The organism is Enterococcus sp. DIV1094 (assembly GCF_017316305.2).
GTDB lineage: Bacteria > Bacillota > Bacilli > Lactobacillales > Enterococcaceae > Enterococcus_B > Enterococcus_B mangumiae.
In genome coordinates, this window is record NZ_CP147250.1 from 2,126,159 (window position 1) to 2,146,434 (window position 20,276).

The 20,276-nt window shown below is 40.2% G+C and carries 24 protein-coding genes and 1 other annotated feature; of the genes, 23 read left to right on the top strand and 1 reads right to left on the bottom strand.

The window, feature by feature from the left end; all coding sequences use genetic code 11:
• The first annotated feature begins 112 nt into the window (after positions 1-112).
• The 4 genes from DOK79_RS10135 (at position 113) to DOK79_RS10150 (ending at position 3,522) form a co-directional block, all read left to right on the top strand.
• On the top strand, positions 113-718 hold the full coding sequence (locus tag DOK79_RS10135) for a GNAT family N-acetyltransferase (protein WP_206856633.1): 606 nt from the start codon (positions 113-115) through the stop codon (positions 716-718).
• Positions 719-937: 219 nt separating this feature from the next.
• Positions 938-1,297, top strand: a complete 360-nt coding sequence (locus DOK79_RS10140) for a DUF1304 domain-containing protein (RefSeq protein ID WP_206856635.1) — start codon at positions 938-940, stop codon at positions 1,295-1,297.
• 124 nt (positions 1,298-1,421) lie between these two features.
• Complete coding sequence (locus tag DOK79_RS10145) at positions 1,422-3,056, top strand: SulP family inorganic anion transporter (RefSeq protein WP_206856636.1); 1,635 nt, start codon at positions 1,422-1,424, stop codon at positions 3,054-3,056.
• Positions 3,057-3,147: 91 nt separating this feature from the next.
• On the top strand, positions 3,148-3,522 hold the full coding sequence (locus DOK79_RS10150) for a MerR family transcriptional regulator (protein ID WP_206856638.1): 375 nt from the start codon (positions 3,148-3,150) through the stop codon (positions 3,520-3,522).
• Between the two features lie 69 nt (positions 3,523-3,591).
• Here the strand turns inward: DOK79_RS10150 and DOK79_RS10155 are convergent, their stop codons facing one another.
• Entirely contained in the window at positions 3,592-4,236 is a 645-nt protein-coding gene (locus tag DOK79_RS10155) for a uracil-DNA glycosylase (RefSeq protein ID WP_206856640.1), read from the bottom strand.
• Between the two features lie 127 nt (positions 4,237-4,363).
• Positions 4,364-4,443, top strand: a sequence feature (ribosomal protein L21 leader region).
• Between the two features lie 20 nt (positions 4,444-4,463).
• Between DOK79_RS10155 and rplU the strand changes: the two genes are divergently transcribed.
• From rplU to DOK79_RS10250, 19 genes are all read left to right on the top strand, one after another.
• Complete coding sequence (rplU, locus tag DOK79_RS10160; RefSeq protein WP_019723824.1) at positions 4,464-4,772, top strand: 50S ribosomal protein L21; 309 nt, start codon at positions 4,464-4,466, stop codon at positions 4,770-4,772.
• A gap of 28 nt (positions 4,773-4,800) precedes the next feature.
• Positions 4,801-5,139 carry a ribosomal-processing cysteine protease Prp gene (locus tag DOK79_RS10165; protein WP_206856642.1) on the top strand — a complete coding sequence of 113 codons (339 nt, stop codon included), beginning with the start codon at positions 4,801-4,803 and terminating at the stop codon, positions 5,137-5,139.
• Positions 5,140-5,157: 18 nt separating this feature from the next.
• Positions 5,158-5,451, top strand: coding sequence for a 50S ribosomal protein L27 (gene rpmA, locus DOK79_RS10170; protein ID WP_010736011.1), 294 nt, complete (start codon positions 5,158-5,160; stop codon positions 5,449-5,451).
• Between the two features lie 391 nt (positions 5,452-5,842).
• A complete protein-coding gene (locus tag DOK79_RS10175) occupies positions 5,843-8,701 on the top strand; it encodes a sigma-54-dependent transcriptional regulator (protein ID WP_206856644.1) in 2,859 nt (952 codons plus the stop codon).
• 163 nt (positions 8,702-8,864) lie between these two features.
• Positions 8,865-9,356 (top strand): mannose/fructose/sorbose PTS transporter subunit IIB, encoded by a 492-nt coding sequence (locus tag DOK79_RS10180; RefSeq protein ID WP_206856647.1) that lies wholly within the window; start codon positions 8,865-8,867, stop codon positions 9,354-9,356.
• A 102-nt stretch (positions 9,357-9,458) separates the two neighbouring features.
• Entirely contained in the window at positions 9,459-10,430 is a 972-nt protein-coding gene (locus DOK79_RS10185; RefSeq protein WP_206856648.1) for a mannose/fructose/sorbose PTS transporter subunit IIA, read from the top strand.
• A gap of 32 nt (positions 10,431-10,462) precedes the next feature.
• Positions 10,463-11,269, top strand: a complete 807-nt coding sequence (locus tag DOK79_RS10190) for a PTS mannose/fructose/sorbose transporter subunit IIC (RefSeq protein WP_206856651.1) — start codon at positions 10,463-10,465, stop codon at positions 11,267-11,269.
• A 16-nt stretch (positions 11,270-11,285) separates the two neighbouring features.
• Positions 11,286-12,200: a PTS system mannose/fructose/sorbose family transporter subunit IID gene (locus tag DOK79_RS10195; RefSeq protein WP_206856653.1), complete on the top strand. Its 915-nt coding sequence runs from the start codon at positions 11,286-11,288 to the stop codon at positions 12,198-12,200.
• A gap of 292 nt (positions 12,201-12,492) precedes the next feature.
• On the top strand, positions 12,493-12,867 hold the full coding sequence (locus DOK79_RS10200; protein WP_206856654.1) for a DUF956 family protein: 375 nt from the start codon (positions 12,493-12,495) through the stop codon (positions 12,865-12,867).
• A 77-nt stretch (positions 12,868-12,944) separates the two neighbouring features.
• The gene (locus DOK79_RS10205; protein ID WP_010736004.1) at positions 12,945-13,190 is read left to right on the top strand and encodes a GlsB/YeaQ/YmgE family stress response membrane protein; all 246 of its coding nucleotides are present in this window, start codon (positions 12,945-12,947) and stop codon (positions 13,188-13,190) included.
• A gap of 151 nt (positions 13,191-13,341) precedes the next feature.
• Positions 13,342-14,406, top strand: a complete 1,065-nt coding sequence (locus tag DOK79_RS10210) for a M24 family metallopeptidase (protein WP_206856655.1) — start codon at positions 13,342-13,344, stop codon at positions 14,404-14,406.
• 214 nt (positions 14,407-14,620) lie between these two features.
• A complete protein-coding gene (locus DOK79_RS10215; RefSeq protein ID WP_206856656.1) occupies positions 14,621-15,046 on the top strand; it encodes an Asp23/Gls24 family envelope stress response protein in 426 nt (141 codons plus the stop codon).
• Positions 15,039-15,488: a transcription antitermination factor NusB gene (gene nusB, locus DOK79_RS10220; protein ID WP_206856657.1), complete on the top strand. Its 450-nt coding sequence runs from the start codon at positions 15,039-15,041 to the stop codon at positions 15,486-15,488. Before DOK79_RS10215 ends, nusB begins: the two co-directional genes overlap by 8 nt.
• A gap of 94 nt (positions 15,489-15,582) precedes the next feature.
• The gene (locus DOK79_RS10225) at positions 15,583-16,437 is read left to right on the top strand and encodes a bifunctional methylenetetrahydrofolate dehydrogenase/methenyltetrahydrofolate cyclohydrolase (protein WP_206856658.1); all 855 of its coding nucleotides are present in this window, start codon (positions 15,583-15,585) and stop codon (positions 16,435-16,437) included.
• The gene (gene xseA / locus DOK79_RS10230) at positions 16,434-17,774 is read left to right on the top strand and encodes an exodeoxyribonuclease VII large subunit (RefSeq protein ID WP_206856661.1); all 1,341 of its coding nucleotides are present in this window, start codon (positions 16,434-16,436) and stop codon (positions 17,772-17,774) included. The genes DOK79_RS10225 and xseA overlap by 4 nt, the downstream gene beginning before the upstream one ends.
• Before the next feature lies 1 nt (position 17,775).
• The gene (locus tag DOK79_RS10235; RefSeq protein WP_206856663.1) at positions 17,776-18,000 is read left to right on the top strand and encodes an exodeoxyribonuclease VII small subunit; all 225 of its coding nucleotides are present in this window, start codon (positions 17,776-17,778) and stop codon (positions 17,998-18,000) included.
• Positions 18,000-18,887: a polyprenyl synthetase family protein gene (locus tag DOK79_RS10240; protein WP_206856664.1), complete on the top strand. Its 888-nt coding sequence runs from the start codon at positions 18,000-18,002 to the stop codon at positions 18,885-18,887. Before DOK79_RS10235 ends, DOK79_RS10240 begins: the two co-directional genes overlap by 1 nt.
• Positions 18,888-18,895: 8 nt before the next feature.
• Positions 18,896-19,717, top strand: a complete 822-nt coding sequence (locus DOK79_RS10245) for a TlyA family RNA methyltransferase (RefSeq protein WP_206856666.1) — start codon at positions 18,896-18,898, stop codon at positions 19,715-19,717.
• 101 nt (positions 19,718-19,818) lie between these two features.
• Positions 19,819-20,268: an arginine repressor gene (locus DOK79_RS10250; protein ID WP_206856668.1), complete on the top strand. Its 450-nt coding sequence runs from the start codon at positions 19,819-19,821 to the stop codon at positions 20,266-20,268.
• Positions 20,269-20,276: the final 8 nt, after the last annotated feature.

Here is a 20,276-nt window from a genome sequence, read left to right on the forward strand (position 1 = left end):
ATGTTCATTATTGGACAGATGTTGAACAATTGCCTATAGGAAGTGGCTTTCTGAGTAATTATAATAAAGTTACATCAAGAAATAAAGTTTTGTTTTAAAGGAGAAGATGAACATGGAAAAATTAACGATTCGTTCAATCGATAAAAAAGACTTAGATACAGCAAGTAAATTTGCGGCGCAAGGGATGAACTATTCGAGTTATACAGAAAATCCGATCGCGCTTTATCTCTATCGCCAGTACGCATTGTCAGCAATGTTGATGAAATCAACAGTCACCCTGGGTGCTTATTTGGATGGAAAATTTGTTGGCTTTATATTTGCTCGCTTCGATGGAGAAAAGAAAGTACCTGTTTCATGGGGGAGACGGTTGTTTGTCAACATGGTAGAAAAAATGATCGGCTTGACTGGTTACCAAGGTGCGATAGGAGCATATGACCAAGCCAATCAAAAAATGTATCATGAATTTGCATCGAATCATCCAGAGGGTGAAATCACTTATTTTGCGGTTGATCCGGCTTTGAAAGGTAAGCGGATCGGTTCACGCTTGTTAGAAGAAATCAAGAAACGTTACAAAGATAAACGTGTATATCTCTATACAGACTCTAATTGTAATTACCAATTTTACTTGAAAAAAGGATTCCAGATTTTCGGTCGTCAACCAATCGATCTAGGTGAAGGAGAACCAATGACTTGTTACTTACTAAGCACAACTTTATGATCGAATAAATGACGTTAATATATATGCTACTCTTAACGTTGACTCATTGATGAGTCGGCGTTTATTTTTCTTTTACCAATCATGAGTCACGAGCAGAAGTTAAAGTAAAAAAACAAGAGTTCCTTTATAATCTAAATGGAGATCGTTTTAGTTGGCGGAGAATCACAGCGAGCCAACTAAAAATAGGATCGATCACTGATTTAGAAAGGAAGAAAATAGATGACACTTTTATCTCAGATTTTAGTTACCCTTGTTGCATTGGAGTTTCTTTATATCATGTACATTGAAACATTTGCGACAGTCTCTGCAACAACTAGTCGAGTATTCAATATGCCAAAAGAAGAATTACAACGGCAGTCAGTGCAGACTTTATTTAAGAATCAAGGGATCTATAACGGTTTACTTGGCGTGGCTTTGATATACGGTGCTTATTTTTCAAATGCACCGAAAGAAATCACAGGGCTATTATTGATTTATATCTTACTTGTTGCGGCTTATGGCAGTTTTACGAGTGATCGCTTGATCATTGTCAAACAAGGTGGATTAGCGCTGATTGCACTCATTACGCTATTTTTTTAAGAATGATGCGGAGAATTCAATGTAAAAAACATGAAAGTTTGTGAAAAACCTTACTTTGGTCGCTAGAATATGCTATCCTATAACGTGCATTTTATAAATTTTTTATGAAAATGGGGTAGTAGTGTTGTTGAAGAATTATATGCGTTTATTGAGAAAAGAATTTACTGGTTATGATCTTTCAAAATTCCAAAAAGATGTATTGGCAGGAATCACCGTTGCTGCGGTTGCTTTGCCTTTAGCATTGGCGTTTGGTGTTTCAAGTGGGGCTGATGCGGCCGCTGGGTTGATTACAGCTGTCATTGCCGGTCTAGTCATTGGTGGTTTGTCAGGTGGGTTCTATCAAATCTCTGGTCCGACTGGTGCGATGGCGGCTATCTTGATGTCTATTGCGGCTAAGCAAGGGATGCAAGGGGTTTTGTTAGCCACTTTCTTAGCTGGCGGCTTTTTACTAGTTGCGGGTATTTTTAGGCTTGGAACGTTGACTTCGTTTATTCCAGCGCCAGTCATCACCGGATTTACTTCTGGGATCGCGATTATTATCGCATTGGGGCAGGTGGATAATTTATTCGGAGTCTCGTCTAAAGGTGCGAATGTCATGGAGAAGTTGACTAGCTATCAAGATTTAGGCTTTGCTATCTCTTTTCCAACGCTTCTAATGGGGAGTTTGGTGATCATCGGGATGGTGTTCTATCCTAAAAAATGGGGACAAAAAATACCAAGTTCATTACTAGCGATCGTCATTACAACTGCTTTGATGATGCTTGTTGATTGGCCAATCGCAACGGTAGGAGAAATTCCTCAAACATTGATCAGTAACAATCGGTTGTCCCTTGGCGATTTTAGCCTTTCAGCGTTCCAAACAGTACTTGTCCCTGCAATCAGTATTGCGTTATTAGGGATGATCGAAAGTTTGTTGTGCGGTGCTTCGGCAGGACGTATGGCGAATCGTCAATTAGATAGCAACCAAGAATTGATTGCACAGGGGATTGGCAATCTACTGTTGCCATTTTTTGGTGGGATTCCGGCGACAGCAGCAATCGCTCGAACGAGTGTAGCGATCAAATCAGGTGCGCAAACAAGATTAGCTGGGATGATCCACGCCATCGTCTTGTTTCTATCTATGCTGATTTTTGCTCCGATCATGTCGAATATCCCAATGCCAGCACTAGCAGGTGTGTTGATCGTTACTGCTTGGCGTATGAACGAATGGGAAACGATCAAAGAACTATTTGCTAAAAAATACTGGTCAGCGATCCTCTTATTTTTCTTGACGATGGGGTGTACAGTGATCTTTGATCTAAGTATAGCAATCGTTATCGGAATCATCAGCGGATGTGTATTTTTTGTTGCTAAGAGCGCAGCCATCACGATTTCGATTGAAGAAGTCGATTGGCAACGAGTGAACTTACCAGAAACAAGACAGTTAGATAATTGGGCGGTGGTTTATATCAGTGGGCCTTTGTTCTTCATGTCTGCTGAACGCTTGAAGGCAACCTTAGCACAGTTACAAGAAAAAGAAGGAATCATTTTTTCGATGCGTGGGGTACCGAGTATTGATTTGACGGCTCAAAGCTTATTTGAAGAATTTCAAGAAAAAGCTGTTTTACAAGGGCAGACGATCATTTACACTTCGTTACAGCCAGAAGTTGAAAAGCAATTGGAACATCTCTGGGAAAAACAAAAGACGGAACAGCATCGCACTGTAGCCCATGCATTATCCTCCTTGCACAAAAAATATGTGATCGACGGTGAAGCGTAGTCGGATGATGTGCGAGACAAAAAAGATTTGTGACTGTTACAAGGGGTAAGGTAAAATAAAGTAACAGATTTCTGGGAGGCGGAGAAATAAAATGAATATCAAACAAGTCAGTGAAGAAAAAGGCATCTCTGCGGATACATTGCGTTACTATGAGCGAATCGGACTGATTCCACCGGTAAATCGAACAACCGGGGGCATCCGTGATTATACCGAAGAAGATTTACGCTGGGTCGACTTCACACTATGTATGCGAAGCGCGGGTTTGTCGATCGAGTCCTTGACCGAGTATATCCGTTTATATGGTGCAGGTGAAGAAACGATCCTTGCTCGTAGAGACTTGCTGATGGAAGAAAGCGCCCAATTGGAAAGAAAGATGGCAGAGATGCAAGCTTGCTACGATCGTCTTCAAAAGAAAATCGCCCATTACAACGAAGACTTGGTAAAAGGCGATAAAATCTTTGCCTGATCGGGTAGACGAAACAAAGAACCAAGCAATTGCGCCTAAAATAAGGGATTGGTTGGTTCTTTGCTGTCTTTATATTTTTTGGTGAAGTAGTTCTCCGAGTGTTTGCCAATCCGCTAAAATAGTGTCTGTCAATGTTCGATTATAAAAAATAGCAGCTGGATGAAAGAGTGGCAGTACCTTATATTGCTTGTTGGAGTACTGGTAAGCATCGTGTTGTTGATTCAACTCTAAGACTGGGCCCGTATACAATTTCCCGTGATTTTTTGAAATCGTATAGTCTTTTCCTAACAAGCGCTGCAACCCAATATTACCTAATGTGGCAATCAATTGGGGACGAACATGTTGCAATTCATAATCCAAGATCGGTGCGTGGGCAAACACTTCTGCTTTACTAGGCGTTCGATTCGGATAGACGATCTCTGATTTTTGAGTCCGTCCATTGATCCGTTGGACGATACGGTAGGGGCGACTTCTAACAGCACTCGTGATATACACTTCTTCTCGAGATAAACCGACTGACTGCAGGGCATTCATCAACTCTTTGCCAGCTTGACCGCTAAATGGAATATGGTTCTCAATTTCTGTTTTTCCTGGTGCTTCGCCGACTAGCATCAACTTAGGCTGCATAGGACCTTGGCCTGCAACAAACCCTTCTACGTGATACCCTTGGATACGGCGCGTGGCTTCGTCAATCAATTGTTTTGGATAATCCATCTCATCAACTCCTGTTCTTATCCATTATAAAAAGAAATCGATCAATTGACGAATGATTGGCAACATAAAAAAGTAGTTGACGAATAAAGCCAGATTTGGTATTCTAGTAATGTTGTAATTGTGGTCTCCACAGCTACAACCGCACAGAACGAGTTAAATGAAGCACAGGTCACCCTGTCACTCTGGATGGCGAGTCTAAGTATGAAAATAAGGAGGTGCTTTAAAGCATGTACGCAATTATTAAAACAGGTGGTAAACAAGTTAAAGTTGAAGTTGGACAAACGATCTACATCGAAAAACTTGACGTTGAAGCAGGCGAAAAGGTTGTATTTGACGAAGTTATTTTAGTAGGTGGCGAAACTACGAAAGTAGGCGCTCCAACCGTTTCTGGTGCAACAGTTGAAGGTACAGTTGAAAAACACGGCAAACAAAAGAAAGTCGTAACTTTCAAATACAAACCTAAAAAACACTCACACCGCAAACAAGGTCATCGTCAACCATACACAAAAGTGGTTATCGACGCGATCAACGCTTAATCTGCGTTTGAGAAAGAAGGCCTAAACAATGATCAAAGGGACATTTAAACGAAATGACGCTGGTCAAATCGTTTCATTTACTTTGACTGGGCATGCTGATGCCGGTCCTTACGGAAGTGATATCGTCTGTGCAGGTGTTTCTGCATTAGCGATCAGCACGGTCAACGGGATTGCTTCATTAGCAGGTTTCGAACCGATTGTTGAAATGAATGAAGAAGAAGGCGGCTATTTGTACGTCGAAGTAATTTCACCATTGACACAAGAGCAAAACAATATTGCTGAAATCTTATTGGAGAATCTCCTATTAGGTTTACAATCGATCGAAGCTGACAACCCAGAACATATCCAAACAAAAACAATCAAATGAAAATAGGAGGTGCAGACCATGTTGTTAACAATGAATCTACAATTATTCGCCCACAAAAAAGGTGGCGGTTCTACATCTAACGGCCGTGACTCAGAATCAAAACGTCTAGGTGCTAAACGTGCTGACGGACAAACAGTTACAGGTGGATCAATTCTTTACCGCCAACGCGGAACAAAAATTTATCCAGGTGTGAACGTAGGTATTGGTGGAGATGACACTTTATTTGCTAAAGTTGACGGTGTTGTTCGTTTCGAACGCAAAGGCCGCGACAAAAAACAAGTGTCTGTTTATCCAGTAGCTCAAGAAGCTTAATGAACAGTTGGCTCTATTCCTTGCGTAGCAAGGGATAGGGTTTTTTTATGATTTAAATCAAACTATTCTCATGAGGGCCGGTTTCGACTCAGTAAGAGGTGGTTTTTTTGTCTCTATAGAATGAAGGGCATCTATCATTAGTGGTTTAGCAATGTTCTTCAGCTATATATGGAAAAGAGAATGCGAAAAAAATAAAAATATCCAGACAGTTATTAGTGATATCTAAAAGATCTTAGTATTTCAGAAGTGCATTATTTTCTCGGAAAATAAATAACGAACGTTCTTTGTCGTTTTGAATGTATCTTGCTTCCTTTTTGATATAAATAGTTGACGAATAGTGATTAAATCAATAGTATTAAGTTTCAAGGACAAGAGAAAAGGGGCGAAAAAATTGGCAAAACGAATTGACCGAATTTATACGTATGTCAAAGAAAAGACCGCTCATTTATCAATAGAAGAAAATGATCAAGGCGTAACGACCCAAGAGATTGCTGAAGTTTTGGGTATCCAGCGTACCAATAGCAGTAAAGATCTTAACAAACTAGTACGCGAAGGAAAGCTAAAGAAAATGGATGGTCGTCCGGTTCGGTATGTCTACCAAGAGAGTCCAATCACAGAAAAACCATTAACCAAATATGTACCAAGTTATAAAGAAGAAATGACTGGTGTGAAAAAGCCGAGTCTTCAAGTAGATACGAAGGATATCTTTGCCAAGATCATCGGGGCAAATGGCAGTATGAAAAACTCAGTGGAGCAAGCCAAGGCGGCGATTTTATATCCGCCAAGAGGACTGAACTGTTTGATCACTGGGCCAACGGGATCAGGAAAAACCTATTTTGCTCATGCGATGTTTCATTTTGCTAAAACGAACCATGTAGTGGAAGATGATACAGAACTGATCGTCTTCAACTGTGCCGATTACGCGAATAACCCTGAATTACTGATGAGTCATCTTTTTGGCTATGTCAAAGGTGCATTTACAGGTGCAGAAGAAGAGAAAATGGGGATCATTGACCAAGCAGATGGTGGAATGCTTTTCTTGGATGAGATCCATCGCCTGCCTCCTGAAGGACAAGAAATGATTTTTTACTTTATGGATCATGGCACGTATAGTCGATTGGGTGAAACAACAAAATCTCATGAAGCGAATGTTCGGATCGTCGGTGCCACGACGGAAGATCCAGGTTCGGCACTACTTGAAACGTTCGTTCGTCGTATCCCTATCAACATCAAGTTGCCTGCTTTTGATCGACGTCCAGCAAATGAAAAAATCGATTTAGTCAAAATCATGATTGCTCACGAAGCCAATCGTACACAAAGAAAAATCTCTTTGACAGAAGATGTTGTGAAAGCGCTAATAGGGAGTGTCACTTACGGGAATATCGGACAGCTGAAGTCGAATATCCAATTAGTTTGTGCGCGTGGATTTTTGAATCACATGAATAAACCTGAAATATCGATCACGATCGATGATTTGACGGAAGGGATTCGTAGTGGGTTGATCCAATTGGCAAGTAATCGGAAAGAGATGGCAGAGTTATCTAAGATTCTTGACCCAAAAATCACAGTATTTCCGAACGATGATGTGATGCAGTTACAGGCGGACTCTTATGAGTTACCTTACAATTTATACGATATTATTGGCGATAAAGCAGCATTGCTGAAGTCAGACGGATTGGACCAAGAAGCCATCAATCATTTTATCTCAACGGATATCAATATCCATTTAAAGTCATTCTACAAAGATCATGGATTTTCATTTAATGCTGACAATAAGTTAGCAGAGTTTGTCGATCCTAAAATCATTGAAGTAACGAATCAGATTTATATGATGGTCAAACAATCATTACCTTATGAATTTCAACAAAACTTTATTTATGCGATGAGTCTTCATATCAGTTCTTTTCTAAAACGAATCCATTTAGGGGAAGAGCGTCATACGAATGATAATATTCGTGAAATGGCGATCGATTTCCCTGAGGAATATTCGTTGGCCAAGGAAGTACGGCAACATATCGAAGCGTATTTCCAAGTGGATATCCCAGAAAGTGAAGATTACTATTTGACCGTTTTACTTGTCTCGTTACGAGCGAATCAAGCAAGCGGTCGGATCGGTGTCGTTGTAGCTGCACATGGCAATAGTACGGCGAGCAGTATGGTCCAAGTGGTGCAACAGTTGCTTGATGCGGATAATGTTCGTGCAGTGGATATGCCGCTAGATATGGACCCGAAAACGGCATTGAGTCGGATCGAACGTAGTGTGCAAGAAGTAGATGAAGGAAGTGGAACGATTCTTTTAGTAGATATGGGGTCACTTGCGTCCTTCAATACACAGATCCAACAAGATACTGGTATTCCAGTCCGAACGGTCGATATGGTCACGACTTCTTTAGTTTTAGAAACGGTGCGTAAAGTTTCTGTACTAGGAACAGACCTTGATCTACTTTATGAATCCTTGAAGAATTTTCGAGGTTATGCTGAGGTTTCATCTGGAGAGGTCAGTAAAGAAGTGACGGATAAACAACGAAAAGCAGTAGTGGCGATCTGTGCGTCAGGCGAAGGAACGGCACAACGGATCAAATCTTTGATTGAACGAGCAGTCAGCAAAAGGCAAGAAGCCCAATTAGAAGTGATTGCATTGTCGATCGTTGATTTGAAAACAAAACTACCAGAGATTCAAAAAAACTATCAAATCATTGCAACGACAGGAATCACTGATCCACACATCGCTGCACCATTTATTCCTTTAGAGCGATTTATTGATCAAAATATTGAAGTGATTTTAGATCAACTATTATTGGAGTCAGAATTAGACGAAACGGAAGATGTGTTGTTGAATGAAGAGACAGCTAAAACGACATGTGTGTCATTTATCGCTGAGAATTTTACATTTATCAATGGAGAAAAGTTGATCGATCCTCTTTGGAGATTTGCAGATGGCTTAATGGATTCAGCAGGTATCGACGTCAAAGAATACGGATTTATGATCAACTTGGTCTTGCATACAGCAGGAATGATCGAGCGTGTCATTTTAGATGAGCCGCTTTCTGTCGAAAGACAAGAGGATCATTTGATTGAAAATGACCCGTTGTATGTAAAAGTAATTGAGCCGTTAAACGATTTAGAAGAAAAGATCAAAGTGAAATTTCCGTTGGAAGAAGTGTATTATCTGTTGAAGATGATCAACAACCATTTAGAGAAAAAAGAATACACTAATGAGGATATACACAAAAAAGATACACTATTGTAGTGTATCTTTTTTGTGTATTGTATAAGAAACCATTAAATAAAGCAGTGTATCTTTTTAAAGTTGGCACGGTTCTTGCTTTTAATAAAGTGTGCTTAACGGAGATTCTTCCTATACGAGTAGGAAGATGTTTTGCGTAGTGATTTTAAAAGAAGGAGATTTACGAATGGATATTCGATTAGCACGTATAGATGATCGTTTGATCCATGGGCAAGTTGCAACTGTCTGGTCTAAATTGACTGGCGTTGAACGTATCATCGTCATCAGTGACGTAGTAGCAAAAGATAAGTTACGAAAGTTTCTTTTAAAAGAAGCTGCTCCTCCAGGGATCATGGCAAATGTCATCACAGTCGAAAAGATGATCCAGATTTTTGAGAGCGGACTCTTAGCGAGAACGAAAGTGATGCTTTTGTTTACGAATCCTAAAGACGTTGAAAAAATTGTCCGAAGTGGTATCCGACTGAATTCTCTAAATATCGGAGGAATGAGTTTTTCTGAAGGGAAAACCATGATCACAAATTTTGTGTCCGTCGATCAACGAGATATTGAAGCCTTCCATTTTTTGGATGGACAAGGTGTCGAACTGGAGATTCGGAAAGTACCCGCAGATCGGAAAATCTTTTTGATGGAATTGCTGACCAAAGCCAAAAAAGCATAAAATTGTTGTTGCGTAACGGTCAAATGTATCTGTTGTAAGAGGAAAGCACTTATTTTTTTATTTTTGATTTTGTTACAACAAAAAGAAGTAGGAGGTATAAATATGGTAGGGATTATCCTTGCAAGTCATGGGCAATTTGCTGAAGGAATCTTACAGTCGGGTTCAATGATCTTTGGCGAACAAGAAAACGTCAAAGCTGTTGTTTTACAACCGAGTGAAGGTCCAGATGACTTGAGAGCCAAATTAGAAGAAGCAGTCGCTTCCTTCGATAACCAAGACGAAGTCTTATTCTTAGTTGATTTATGGGGCGGAACTCCGTTCAATCAATCAAACACATTATTTGAAGAACACAAAGATAAGTGGGCAATCGTAAGTGGTTTGAACTTGCCTATGCTGATCGAAGCATATGCTTCACGTTTTTCAATGGAATCAGCGCATGAAATTGCTGCTCATATCATTGAAACAGCAAAAGAAGGTGTGAAAGTCAAACCAGAAGAATTAGAGCCAGTAGTAGAAACTAAAGCTGCAGGACAAGAAGCTAGTACTTCAGGAGCACCTGGTAAATTCACTTATGTATTAGCACGTATTGATTCACGTTTGTTGCACGGACAAGTAGCAACTGCTTGGACAAAAACAACAAAACCAACACGTATCATCGTTGTATCTGATGCTGTAGCAAAAGATGAATTACGTAAAAAATTGATCCAACAAGCTGCACCTCCTGGGGTAAAAGCTCACGTTGTACCAGTTGAACAAATGATCAAACTTGCAAAAGACGATCAACATTTTGGTGGACAACGCGCATTGCTATTGTTTGAAAATCCTCAAGATGTCGTGCGTGCAGTTGAAGGTGGCGTACCACTAGAAACAGTGAACGTCGGTTCAATGGCGCATTCTCCAGGTAAAGTACAACCAAATAAAGTACTTGCTTTCAGTCAAGATGATATTGACTCATTCAATAAATTGAAAGAATCTGGCGTGAAATTCGATGTACGTAAAGTACCGAATGACTCTAAAGGAAACATGGATGAAATTTTGAAAAAAGCGCAAGATGAATTGAAAAATCGTGCTTAATTAATTATCAGAAAAAATGGAGGATTACTATCATGGATTTAAATATTATTCAAGTGATCTTAGTCATCATCGTCGCATTTTTAGCTGGTATGGAAGGAATTCTTGATGAATTTCAATTCCATCAACCAGTTGTTGCATGTACGTTGATCGGCTTAGTAACTGGAAATCTAGTTCCTTGTCTTATCTTAGGTGGTACATTACAAATGATCGCGCTAGGTTGGGCAAATATCGGTGCCGCTGTCGCTCCCGATGCTGCTTTAGCATCTGTTGCATCTGCAATTATTTTAGTTTTAGGTGGTCAAGGTTCAGCCGGCGTTTCTTCAGCGATCGCGATTGCTGTGCCACTAGCTGTTGCTGGTTTATTGTTAACAATCATTTGTCGTACGATTGCGACAGCGTTTGTTCATTTGATGGATGCTGCTGCAAAAGAAGGTAACTTTAGAAAAGTTGAATTATGGCACATTGTTGCAATCTGTATGCAAGGTGTTCGTATTGCAATCCCTGCTGGTTTGATCTTAGCAATCGGTGAAGGTCCAGTAAGAAGCTTACTTGAATCTATGCCAGTTTGGTTAACAGACGGATTAGCTATCGGTGGTGGAATGGTCGTTGCCGTTGGTTACGCAATGGTTATCAACATGATGGCTACAAAAGAAGTATGGCCATTCTTTGCAATCGGTTTTGTTTTGGCAACTGTATCAGAAATCACTCTTATCGGTCTAGGCGCAATCGGTATTGCTTTAGCTCTTATTTACTTGGCACTTTCTAAACAAGGTGGTTCAGGTAACGGCGGAAGCTCAAATACTGGTGACCCACTAGGCGATATCATCGATAACTATTAAAGGAGGCGTTCACGAAATGGCAGAAGAAAGAATTCAATTATCTAAAAAAGATCGTATTTCTGTTTGGTTGCGTTCGACTTTCCTTCAAGGATCTTGGAACTACGAACGTATGCAAAATGGTGGTTGGGCATTCTCAATGATCCCAGCGATCAAGAAATTATATAAAACAAAAGAAGACCGTGCGGCTGCGTTGACACGTCATTTAGAGTTTTTCAACACACATCCATACGTTGCTTCACCAATCATCGGGGTAACTCTTGCACTAGAAGAAGAACGTGCAAATGGCGCACCTGTTGATGATGTTGCGATTCAAGGGGTTAAGGTTGGTATGATGGGTCCTTTAGCTGGTATCGGTGATCCAGTCTTCTGGTTTACAGTAAGACCGATCCTTGGTGCTTTAGCAGCTTCTCTAGCGATGGCTGGTAACATCTTAGGCCCAATCATTTATTTCGTTGCTTGGAATATCATCCGTATGGCATTTATGTGGTACACACAAGAATTCGGCTACAAAGCTGGTTCTAAAATCACAGAAGATTTATCTGGTGGATTGTTGCAAGATATCACTAAAGGTGCTTCAATCTTAGGGATGTTCATCTTAGGTTCATTAGTTAACCGTTGGGTATCTATTGGTTTCGCACCAGTAGTATCAGAAGTTAAACTTGACGATGGCGCGTTCATTGACTGGAGCAGCTTACCTGCAGGTGCTGAAGGAATCAAGAGTGCTTTGGAACAACAAGCAGCTGGACTTTCTCTATCTGAATACAAAGTAACAACATTACAAGACAACTTAGACAGCTTGATCCCTGGATTAGCTGCATTGTTACTAACATTGTTCTGTATGTGGTTATTGAAGAAAAAAGTTTCACCAATCGTTATCATTCTTGGATTATTCGTAGTGGGTATCGTATTCCACTTGATCGGTTTAATGTAATCTAAAGGAATAAAAGATAAGCTGTGACAGAAATCAATCATTGATTTTTGTTGCAGCTTTTTTCTTGAAACGTATCGAGATTGGTCTCTTCAATCGTCCTGTTACATCAGGGAGTGAATGGGAGAAACTGTTCGTTGAAGGTAGTGTCTATGCTCGAAAAGGCATATAATTTATGATAAGATGACCTTGATATAGAAGCGAAAACTTGTGAGTATAAGTGAGGTCAACCGCTTCTGACCTACCTTCTTTTACTTAATATAACTTTAGATTGATTAGAAATGGAGTGATTGAAATGGTCCAATCGCTGAATACAAAAGTGGACTTAACGATGAATGCCACCTCTTATCTAGGGGTAGCAGAATATGGAAAAATCATGATCGGGGATAAAGGATTTGAATTTTACAACGATCGCGATGCACGTAAATTTGTGCAGATCCCTTGGGAAGAGGTCGATGTAGTAATTGCCTCAGTGATGTTCAAAGGGAAATGGATTCCCCGTTTTGCGATTCGAACAAAGAAAAATGGGACGTATTCATTTTCTGCTAAGCGCCCCAAGGAAGTTTTACGAGCAGTTCGAAAATATGTCGACCCAAGTCACATGGTGCGCTCTCTCAGTTTGTTCGACGTAGTCAAACGAGGTGTGATTGGTATTTTTAAGCGTAAATGATCTGTAGCGAACCCTCATCGTTTGCTTGGTTTTTATTTCTTATGATAAACTTAAGAAGTAAAGAGGGAGGTTATACGATGAGTTGGTTATGGACATTGATTGTTGGTGCGATCATTGGAGCGATTGCTGGAGCAATCACAAGTAAAGGAAATTCAATGGGATGCATCACAAATATTATTGCTGGTTTGATTGGTTCAACGATCGGTCAAGCGATTTTTGGCAACTGGGGACCGAGCGCTGCTGGTATGGCACTTATTCCATCTATTTTAGGGGCAGTGATCTTAGTTGCAGTTGTTTCATTTTTCTTTGGCAAAAGATCTTAGAAATAAAAGTATGAAGCGTTTTGACTTGAGTGAAAGTTCAAGTCAGAACGCTTTGTTCGTTTCTATTGAGGGAATTTATCTTTCTTATGCCTATAAAAAAGAAAGTTTGCTATAATGATAAAAAGAGTGCAAAGAAAGAAGGAATTTACACATGATGTTACGAGTAGAAAAGTTACGCAAAAAAATGCGAGAAGCGAATCTAGATTCATTTTTAGTGACAAGTCCTTACAATCTCCGCTATTTGACAAACTTTACCGGAACGACTGGTTTAGCTGTGATCACATTAGATAAAGCTTTTTTTATTACGGATTTTCGTTATACAGAACAAGCAGCAGCACAAGCACAAGGCTTTGAGATCATCAAAAATGTTGCCCCTATCTTTGAAGAAGTAGCAGATTTGACGCACAAAGAAGGTTTGAAAAATCTAGCGTTTGAAGAACGTACAGTATCATTTTTAGAGTATTCGGTATTAGAAGAATTACTTGATGCAGAATTGATCCCTGTTTCTGACATGATCGAAGAATTGCGTGAAGTAAAAGATGACGATGAATTAGTGATCATTGAAAAAGCATGTAGTATCGCTGACATGGCGTATGATCATATCCTAAAAATGATCCAACCAGGCATGACAGAGATCGAAGTTGCGAACCAATTAGATTTCTATATGCGCTCACTAGGTGCATCCGGTGTATCTTTTGAAACGATCGTGGCAAGTGGCGTTCGTTCCGCAATGCCACATGGTGTTGCTAGCAAAAAGATCATTGAACAAGGGGATTTGATCACGATCGACTTTGGCTGTTACTACGAAGGCTATGTTTCTGATATGACTCGTACTTTTGCGATCGGTGATCCAGGAGAAAAGCTGAAAGAAATCTATCAAATCGTCTTGGATGCTCAATTAGCAGTGTTAGAAGCTGCTAAACCAGGTGTGACAGGAATCCAGCTTGATGCAGTGGCTAGAGACTATATCAGTAAACATGGTTACGGTGAAGCATTTGGTCATTCGACTGGCCACGGTATTGGGTTAGAGATCCACGAAGGGCCTAATGTATCTTCTCGTGCAGAGAAGCCGTTTGTTGTTGGTAATGTCATCACAGATGAACCAGGTATTTACTTACCAGGAATTGGCGGGGTCCGGATCGAAGATGATCTGTTGATCACGGCTGAAGGAAATCGGGTGTTGACTCACTCACCAAAAGAATTGATTATTTTATGATCGATTAGCCTTTTTCAATAAATGTAAATGTCAAAACTCAGACTTTGTTATAGAAAATGGGCTCATTTAATGATACACTATAAGAGAAATCAAGCGATTGTAAACGGCGCGTTTTTCACGCATGACTGATTTACAGGCGACAGTTTTCCTAGGTACATGAACGGAGCTTATTGAAGTGAGGGATGTACGTAGGCAAAAGGAGGAATAAATAAAAATGGCAGACGAAAAAAACTTAGTCTTACATGCTAATCAAGATTTAGGAGAAATCGTGATTGCACCAGAAGTAATCGAAGTCATTATCGGTATTGCAGCTTCTAAAGTCGAAGGTGTCTACGGGATGCGTGGAACTTTTGCTAGCAATGTCACAGAATTGCTAGGTCGCGCAGCGCATGGTAAAGGTGTATATTTAGTCAATGATGAAGAAGGTTTGAAAGTTGACTTATATTGTTATTTAGAATATGGCGTTTCAGTACCAAAAGTAGCGATGGAAATGCAAGATCGAGTGAACCAAGAAGTACTTTTCATGACCGACATTGCACTAGCTGAAGTCAATATCCATGTCGTAGCAGTTGTGCCAGAAAAATTGGAACAACCAGCAATCGATGAACTTTTTGAGGACGAAGAGGAAGAAAATGAATAAAGAGTTATCAAGACACGAAATCCGCGAGATGGCATTACAGGCATTGTTCCCATTAGATTTCAATACTGATCTGACGAAAGAAGATGCGATTTTCAATGCGATCGAGTTGGATCACCAAGAGATGATCAATGAAGAGCAATCAGAATTTGTTCCGGTATATCTAGACACACTAGTAGGTGGCGTCTGTGCAAAAAAAGAATCGTTAGACACGATCATTGAAAAGCATTTAAAAAATAATTGGCGGATCAACCGTATCTCCAAAATGGATTTGATTATTTTAAGAATCGCGATTTTCGAAATGATGTACGTGGATGACGTACCTGCAACCGTTGCATTGAATGAAGCAATCGAGTTAGCGAAGACCTTCAGTGACGACCGCTCACGTAAGTTCGTGAATGGTATGTTATCGAATGTGTTGAAAGAATTAGAAGCTGGGGCGTAAGTCCTAGCTTTTTTCTATGATGGTCAAGAAATCAGGTTATGTTACAAGAGATTTCTATGGTAGAATGAAAGCAAAAATATCTGGGAGTGATCGTATGTCAGAACTGATAAATGGAAAAGAATTAGCAGAAAAAATGCAAGCAGAACTTGCTTTAAAAGTAAAAGAGCTTAATGAACGACAGATCAATCCCGGATTAGTTGTTTTATTAGTTGGCGAAAATCCGGCAAGCCAAGTCTATGTTCGCAATAAAGAGCGAGTAGCCAATCAATTAGGCATTTATTCAAAAGTAGAACGCTATAATCAAACAATCTCAGAAGATGAACTATTGAGTGAAATCGAGAAATACAACCGCGATCCTCTTTTCCATGGCATACTGGTACAGTTGCCATTGCCAGAGCATATTGATGAAGAAAAAGTATTATTGGCTATCGATCCTAAAAAAGATGTCGATGGTTTCCATCCATTAAATCTAGGACGCTTGTTTGCAGGAAATCCGGATAAGATCCCTTGTACGCCTTATGGAATCATGAAAATGTTTGAAGCTTATAATATCGATTTAACAGGCAAACGTGCTGTAGTGATCGGTCGTAGTAATATTGTTGGTAAACCAATGGGACAACTTTTATTGATGGCGGATGCGACAGTCACGATCGCTCATTCAAAAACGAAGGACCTTCCAGCATTAGCGCGAGAAGCAGATATCCTCGTGGTAGCTATTGGTCGCGGTCACTTTGTAACGAAGGATTTTGTCAAACCTGGTGCAGTCGTTATCGATGTCGGTATGAATCGCGATAAGGAAGGCAAATTGATTGGTGATGTCAAATTTGATGAAGTCGCTCCTCTTACAAGCTTCATCACACCTGTTCCTAAAGGAGTAGGACCAATGACGATCACGATGCTGATGGCACAAACGGTGCAATCAGCTGAAGCGGAGCGAGGCGAGTTATGACGCAAGAGTATCTCACGGTCACCACGTTAACCAAATATTTAAAACGAAAATTCGAAGCAGATCCATATTTGGAAAGAGTTTATTTAACTGGTGAAATCTCAAATTTCCGTATGCGAGCAAATGCGCATCAATACTTCAGCTTAAAAGATGATCATGCAAAAATTTCTGCGATCATGTTCAAGGGGGCTTTTCAAAAGTTACGTTTCCAACCAAAAGAGGGCATGAAAGTATTAGTGATCGGTCGTATCTCTCTTTACGAAGCCAGTGGTTCTTATCAAATCTACGTAGAACATATGGAGCCGGATGGTGTCGGTGCGCTCTACCAAGAGTTAGAGGAACGAAAAGAGAAATTGATGAAAGAAGGCCTATTTGCCGGACCTAAACAGGCGCTACCGAGATTTCCCAAAAGGATCGCCGTATTAACAAGTCCGAGTGGTGCGGTCATTCGTGATATCATCACGACGGTCAAACGTCGTTATCCGATTGCGCAACTTGTTTTGTTCCCAACAGTTGTCCAAGGAAATCAGGCCGCAGATGATGTCGTTCGCAATATCCAACGTGTAGAAGAGCTAGGGAATTTCGATACGATGATCATAGGGCGCGGAGGCGGCTCGATCGAGGATCTTTGGCCTTTCAATGAGGAACGAGTGGCTCGTGCCATTTACCAAGCCAAAACGCCAAGTATTTCCTCTGTCGGACACGAAACAGACACGACGATTGCCGACTTAGTTGCAGATGTTCGAGCAGCGACACCGACTGCGGCAGCTGAATTGGCTGTACCAGTGCTATCTGAAGAGTTGATGCGGATCAAAGAACGACAAGCACGCTTAGAACAAGGTTTTTTACGTCAGATCCAAAGAAAGCAAGAACGATTTGCTCGAGCGCGACAATCTTATGTTTTTCGTCAACCTGAACGACTTTACGAAGGACAAACAATCAAATTAGATCAATTGCGGCAACGTCTGTATCAAGCGACGCAGCAAATTTATCATGCAAAAGAAAAACAAACGTTGAATTTAAGTCATCAGTTGCAACAAGTCGCACCAATTTATCGAGTGAAAGCAGCCAAGCAAGAAACAAGCTACTTAGAAAAACGATTAGCAGAAAAAATCCAACAATATATGCAACAACAGCAACAAAAATTTCAACAAGCGGTTCAATCACTTGATTTACTTAGTCCTTTAAAAATCATGGGTAGAGGATATAGCTACACGACGTTGAATGATCAAGTAGCAAAAAGTGTCGAAGAGATCCAAGTCGGTGATGAATTAGTCATTCATTATGCAGATGGACGGGTCAAAGGCAAAGTGGAACAGATCGAAAAGGAGACAGAATAAGATGGCAAATCCAACATTTGAAGAATCATTGCAAGAATTAGAAAAAATCGTCATGCAATTAGAGCAAGGAGATGTCCCTTTAGAATCAGCGTTAGATGCGTTCAAAAGAGGAATGGAATTGAGTAAGCAATGTCAAGATACACTTTCGAAAGCGGAAGAAACATTAACAAAAATGATGACTGAAACGAATGAAGAAATCACTTTTGACGAGAAAGAGGGAGCATGATGGAACTAACTGATTTTTCTGAGATCCACCTGCCTTTGGTAGAAGAAGAAATGGTTTCTTTCATTACGGAATATACGTCGGATGAACGCCTGAAGGAAAGTATGGTCTATTCGATCCATGCGGGCGGAAAAAGAATCCGACCACTTGCTTTACTAGCAACTGTCTCTTCATTTGGTACCAAGATTGACACTTCGGTTTACCAAGTGGCAGCCGCATTAGAAATGATCCATACCTATTCATTGATCCATGATGATCTTCCTGCGATGGATAATGATGATCTGCGCAGAGGCAAGCCAACGAACCATAAAGTTTACGGAGAAGCTTTAGCGATTTTAGCAGGCGATGGTTTACTAACAGGGGCCTTTCAGTTGATCAGTATGACTCACTTAGCCAATTCACCAAAATTATTGTTATTGCAGCAATTAGCTGTTAGCGCTGGAACCCAAGGAATGGTAGCAGGTCAAGCGGCAGATATCGAAGGTGAAACGAAAGAGTTGACGCTAGAAGAATTAGCACTGATCCACGAGCGAAAGACTGGACGTCTTATACGCTATGCTTTGCTAGCTGGGGGTATTTTAGCGGAACAACCAGAAGAAGTCTTGCTTCAATTACAAAAAATCGCCGCACATCTCGGTTTAGCATTTCAAATCCGCGATGATCTATTGGATGTAACCAGCACGACTGAAGCGTTAGGAAAAACAGCGGGCAAGGATGAGCGAGCGGATAAAAATACGTACCCTCGTTTATTAGGAATCGAGCAGACAAGAGCTGCCTTGCAACAAGAAATCCATTCCGCTAATGAGATCATTGCCCAGTTAGAACAAGAAGTTTGTTCATTTGATGGAGACATCCTTCGTCAATTGGTCAAACGATTCGATGAGAAGTGAGGAAAAGGATGGAAAAAGAACGAGTAGATGTATTAGCTGTCAAACAAGGGCTATTTGAAACGAGAGAACAAGCAAAACGTTCTGTGATGGCTGGTTTGATCTATAATGAAAAAAATGAACGTTTTGACAAACCAGGAGAGAAAATCCCTGTGAGCAGTGAACTAAAAGTCAAAGGAAAAAAACTGCCGTATGTATCTCGTGGTGGGTTAAAATTAGAGAAGGCATTAAAGCAGTTTGATCTGACAGTAAAGGATAAGGTATTGCTTGATATTGGGGCATCTACTGGAGGCTTTACAGATGCAGCACTGCAAAATGGTGCAAAGATGAGTTATGCGTTAGATGTGGGCTATAATCAGTTAGCATGGAAAATCCGCCAAGACCCCAAAGTGGTAGTGATGGAACGCGTTAATTTTCGTTATGCAAAACCAGAAGATTTTGATCAAGGTGTTCCTGAAGTGGCAGTTATCGATGTTTCATTCATCTCTTTGAAACTGATGTTACCACCTTTACATGCGATTTTAAAACCAGAAGGTGAAGTGATCGCATTGATCAAACCACAGTTCGAAGCAGGCAGAGAAGCTGTTGGCAAAAATGGCATCGTCCGTGATGCTGCAACACATCAACAAGTTATCGAAGACATTTTGACTTTTTCTACAGAACATGGTTTTGATGTATTGGATCTAAGTTATTCTCCAATCACTGGTGGAGAAGGAAATATTGAATTTTTAGCGCACTTGAAAAAAGTATCAGATAAAGGAACAATCTATGCGAACGTTGATCCAGTTCAAATCGTTGAAATGGCTCATGAACAATTTACGCATAAGCGATAGTCTCGAAAAATGATAAAAAAAGACTATGAGTTCTTCTTTATTAAGCGCTTGAAATAAGCTATCATTGATAGAAGAAGGATTGGCGAAGGAGCGGATTGAGCATGAGAAAAAAAGATCGACATCGTTTGATTACTCGATTACTGAATGAACAAGATATACGTAAACAAGAAGAATTTGTAGAAATACTAAAAAATAGAGGAATCTCTGTCACGCAAGCGACGATTTCAAGAGATATCAAAGAGCTGAAATTGATCAAAGTTCCAGCTGTAGATGGCGGCTATCGTTATAGTTTGCCTGCTGAAACAAGTGAAGATGTGAACACAAAGTTAGAAAAATTATTGAAAGACGCATTTGTAGCTGTTGACCAGATGGAGAAATTCGTTATTTTGAAAACTTTGCCGGGTAATGCTTCAGCTGCTGCAAATCTGATCGATAAGCGTTACAAAAAAGAATTATTCTCGATCATCAATGATGATGACAATGTGTTGATGATCACACGATTGGAAGAAGATGCTGTTCAATTAAAGAAAGATTTTCTGCATTACCTTTAATCTAAGGA